4 protein-coding genes are annotated in these 4,228 nt (G+C 59.5%); 1 reads left to right on the top strand and 3 read right to left on the bottom strand.

Annotated elements, in window-relative coordinates; all coding sequences use genetic code 11:
- The 3 genes from PHP59_RS11590 to gmd form a co-directional block, all read right to left on the bottom strand.
- On the bottom strand, window positions 1–273 hold a 273-nt coding region (locus tag PHP59_RS11590; RefSeq protein ID WP_300167166.1), incomplete at its 3' end, for an NAD-dependent epimerase/dehydratase family protein.
- Complete coding sequence (locus PHP59_RS11585) at window positions 270–1,337, bottom strand: hypothetical protein (RefSeq protein WP_300167164.1); 1,068 nt, start codon at window positions 1,335–1,337, stop codon at window positions 270–272. The genes PHP59_RS11590 and PHP59_RS11585, both read right to left, overlap by 4 nt.
- Window positions 1,334–2,389 (bottom strand): GDP-mannose 4,6-dehydratase, encoded by a 1,056-nt coding sequence (gene gmd / locus PHP59_RS11580; RefSeq protein ID WP_300167162.1) that lies wholly within the window; start codon window positions 2,387–2,389, stop codon window positions 1,334–1,336. Before gmd ends, PHP59_RS11585 begins: the two co-directional genes overlap by 4 nt.
- A gap of 96 nt (window positions 2,390–2,485) precedes the next feature.
- Here gmd and PHP59_RS11575 point away from each other — a divergent pair, with 96 nt between their 5' ends.
- Window positions 2,486–3,964: a polysaccharide biosynthesis C-terminal domain-containing protein gene (locus tag PHP59_RS11575; protein WP_300167161.1), complete on the top strand. Its 1,479-nt coding sequence runs from the start codon at window positions 2,486–2,488 to the stop codon at window positions 3,962–3,964.
- The last annotated feature ends 264 nt before the right edge of the window (window positions 3,965–4,228 follow it).

Raw genomic sequence — 4,228 nt, 5'->3', positions numbered from 1 at the left:
GATGCCCATGATCGCGTTGTCGTAGAAGAGGGAGCCCGGGTTCTGCATGTTGTAGCCGATCCCACCGACCTTTGCAGCCAGGTGGATGACGAGGTCGACATCTTTGACAGCAGCAACGCAGTTCTCCCAGGTGCGGAGATCGATCTCCCGGCTCCGCGGGACAGAGAGGTTCTCCTCTGCAACCCCTGCATCACGGAGGCGTTCTACAACCTTCGACCCGAGAAATCCTGCCCCCCCGGTGACAAGAACCTTCTTTCCTTCCCAGAATGTCATACCATCGCCCTGATATATTCCATACAATCTTCTGCCCCATCCCTTTTGAACGTGCCGTCAGTGTAGTTCTCCTTCAGCGAGAGAAGGGTGTCGAGGTCATCTGTCCACTCTCTGGTCTGGAAATCCTGCCAGGAGAGTGCCCGTCCCACACCCATCTTTTCGATGGGGTCGATGATGAACTCGTCCTCGGCAAATCTCTCCCGTCTATAGAGGAGCATCGGAACACGGGCACACATCGCCTCGGAGACCGTGCTGTATCCGGGCTTCGTGACCACAAGGTCGCACATCGCAATGTAGTCCTGCGTCTCTGTCTCGTCCTGCGGGATGTGGATCACCCCAGTTTCTCCGCAGGCGCGGTTGGAGGAGACGAGGACGGTGGCGCCCTGCCGTACCAATTCCCCGATCCCTCCCGGGAACGCTTCCACTGACCACCCGGTCCCGAGATAGACGAGGAGATCATCATCGGAAAGCCCGAAACGCCTCCGCATTTCCTTTCGGTTCCGCGTGACCTCCCGGCAGAGGAGGCCTGTCTCCCGGCGCTCCCTGAACACCCCCATCTCCTCATGGAGGGGGAGGACAAGCGCTCCTGTCGCACACCTGTAGGCCTCACGGATACGCTCGGTCTCGGGCGTTGTCCCGAAAAGGTGGGTATAGATCAGGTGCCAGGAGAAGTTTGAGAGCGCTATTCCCGGGATGCCGAGGTCGTCGGCGACGAGGAAGGGCTGCGGTGCGATGTCTGAGATGATCAGGTCGACTCCCTGCTCCCTGCAGATCCTTTCCTCTGCCGCGACGTACGACTCCCAGGACTGGATCCATGCCCTGAGCCTCTCCTCCGTCGCTGCTGCGTCCACGGAGACATTCTGCATTACGACGCCGATGTCGTTCTCTCCCCTGGTGACAGGGACGCCAGGGAGCGACCTCTCCATGAAGGCCGCAGGATACTCTGTCCTGACCGAGACCTCTGCCCCGAGGTCCCGATGCAGCCGCCTGATCAGGGCGATGTCCCGTGCCGCGTGGCCGTAGCCGTAATCGCTGGTATAAAATCTGATGTGTAGAGGTTTCAATCCGTCTTCCACCATCTGTCTGGATAGATCCTGGCAAGGGCGTCGTCGCCCTCGCCCGGGGGCTCGAGGCCTGCGGCCCTGAGGTCGGCGTCGACCATGATCCTGGTCAGGTCCCTGAAGGTGATCTCTGGCTTCCAGCCGAGTTTCTGCTCGGCCTTGCGTGCATCGGCGATGAGGCTCTCGACCTCGGTCGGCCTGAAATACTTCGGGTCGATCCGCACATGCTCCTCCCAGTCCAGGCCTGCGTAGGCGAAGGCCTCTTGGAGGAAATCCTGCACCGAGTGGCTCTCGCCTGTGCCGATTACATAGTCGTCAGGCTTCTCCTGCTGGAGGATCCGCCACATCGCCTCGACATACTCGGGGGAGTACCCCCAGTCGCGGCGGGCGTCGAGGTTGCCCATATAGAGGTACTGCTGTTTCCCGGCAAGGATGCTTGCGAGTCCCCGGGTGATCTTCCTGGTCACGAAGGTCTCGCCCCGGCGCGGCGACTCGTGGTTGAAGAGGATGCCGTTGCAGGCGAACATCCCGTAGCCGTCCCGGTAGTTCCTGGCCATGGAGTAGGCATAGACCTTGGCGCAGGCATAGGGGCTGCGTGGCCAGAAGGCAGTGTCCTCCTTCTGCGGCGGCGGCGTCGCCCCGAACATCTCGCTGCTCGAAGCCTGGTAGAACTTGATCCCGTTCCCGCTCTTCCGGATCGTCTCCAGGAGGCGGGTGGTCCCGAGGCCGGTGACATTTCCCGTGTACTCGGGGGTGTCGAAACTGACCCGCACATGGCTCTGCGCACCCAGGTGGTAGATCTCGTCGGGTTTGATATTGTAGATGATATTCGAGATCTGCTCGCAGTCGGAGAGGTCGCCGTAATGGAGGAAGAGGCGGGCCTGCGGGTCGTGGGGGTCCGCGTAGATGTGGTCGATACGGCTGGTGTTAAAGGTGGAGGACCGCCTGATGATCCCGTGGACCTCGTACCCTTTGTGCAACAACAACTCGGCCAGATAGGAACCGTCCTGGCCGGTGATCCCGGTTATTAGTGCCTTCTGCGCGATATCTGCCACCCTCTTAAAGCATATTCTGTTTGTTCTTGGATGTTGATATAGTCTGTTTTCTTTTCAGAAGGAAATCATTAATGGATCTCTCACCTTTCGTACGGTGTGTACTCTCTGTCACGCTATGCGGCACGCCTCATGGACCTCGACCCCGTCCGCCGGCAGAGCCTCATCAGCGTCGGATCGTCCATCGTCCTCACCGTTGTCGGTTTTGTCGCCACGATGTACTTCGCCCATATCCTCGGCACCGCGGTGTACGGGGGGTATGCCCTCTTCCTGGCATATTTCGGGATCTTCAATCTTATCGGCGACGGCGGGTTCGGCGGTGCGGCTGTCAAGAGAATTTCTGAGGGGAGCGAACAGGATGAATATTATTCGGCATTCTGTGCCCTGCGGATCGCACTCCTGCTCGTCTCACTTCTTGCCGTCCTCGTCGTACGCCCCCTGCTCATCGACCTTGAGGCATCGGGGATGGTCGTATGGCTGCTCATTGCCCTTTGCATCGGGGTATTCCCGGCCGTCATGGTGAGCGGGGTGTACGGCGACGGCATGGTCGGCGTGAGTCAGGCCGCAGGTCTGCTCAACACTCTGACCCGTGTTCTGCTCCAGGTCATTGCAGTCTTCCTTGGCTTCGGTGCGGCAGGACTTGCCGGGGGTTGTGTCGCCGGCATGTTTGCCGGCGGACTTGCCTGCCTGCCCTTTCTCAAACTCCATCTGGCGAGGTTCGGGCTGGACCATATCAAAAATCTCTTCACCTTCTCCTTCTGGACTTTCCTCTCCACCAGTGGGGCCATTGTCTTCTCATATGCCAGCACAATCCTGGTCGGCTACTTCCTGTCCCCCTCCGACGTTGGCATCTACCAGATTGCCTTCCAGTTCACCACCACCGCCACCTTCACGACGATGGCCCTCCACACAACCCTGTATCCGAAGATCAGCCGCTGGCATGCCGACGGCGCCCTCGACCGCGTCACCCTCTCCCTCGCGCGCGCTGTAACCTATTCTCTCCTCCTCGCGGTCCCGGTCGCAGTCGGCGGCTGGATACTCGGCGACCGCCTCCTGTACTTCTTCTATGGTGCGGGCTTTGCCGCAGGTGCGTCCGCCCTTGCAGTCCTCCTCCTCGTGCAGGTGGTCAATGTCTTCATGTACCTCCAGACGATGTGCCTCAATGCCATCGACCGACCCAGGGAGTCCTTCTATGCCACCGGGACCGCGGCGGTCGTGAACATAGTCCTTGACCTTGCCCTCATCCCCGTCCTCGGGATAGAAGGGGCGGCGATTGCCACCCTCGTGACGATGCTCGTCAATGCAGGGATCGCCAGATATTATCTTTCGAAACAAATCCCGGTAAAACTCGAACGCGGCCCGGTCCTCCACATCCTCCTCGCCGCCGGAGCGATGGCCCTCGTCGTCCTCCTCTACCGCCTCGCCATCCCCCTCACAAACGTCTTCATCGTCCTTGCCGCCGTCGCCCTCGGCGGCCTCGTCTATGGCCTCGTCCTCCTGAAGGCAGACCGCGGCCTCCACGACGAGATCCGGGACCTTGTCGTGCAGCTTGGCGCGCCCTGGCCGCGGTGGTTATGATCTGCCGGAGGAGAGATGCAAAAAATCTTTCGGCAGTTTACTCTTTTCCCGGGATCTTTATTTACCTGATAATTTTCTGATCCTCTGTGAACTGCTTTCTCAATCAAACTTTGATTTGATATGGCCCTGGAGATCCGCATGAATCGACACCGTTTTGTTCCTGGGAAGTTCAGCAGAGTATGACCGGAATCGTTAATATTCCAGCAACAGAATGGAATGCATGGCCGGAACAGTCGACACCATTCCTGGAACCTGGGAAGTGCA

Source organism: Methanofollis sp. (assembly GCF_028702905.1).
Classification (GTDB): Archaea; Halobacteriota; Methanomicrobia; order Methanomicrobiales; family Methanofollaceae; genus Methanofollis.
The sequence above is the reverse complement of the archived record's forward strand: the minus strand, read 5'-3'. Positions and strand labels throughout refer to the sequence as shown.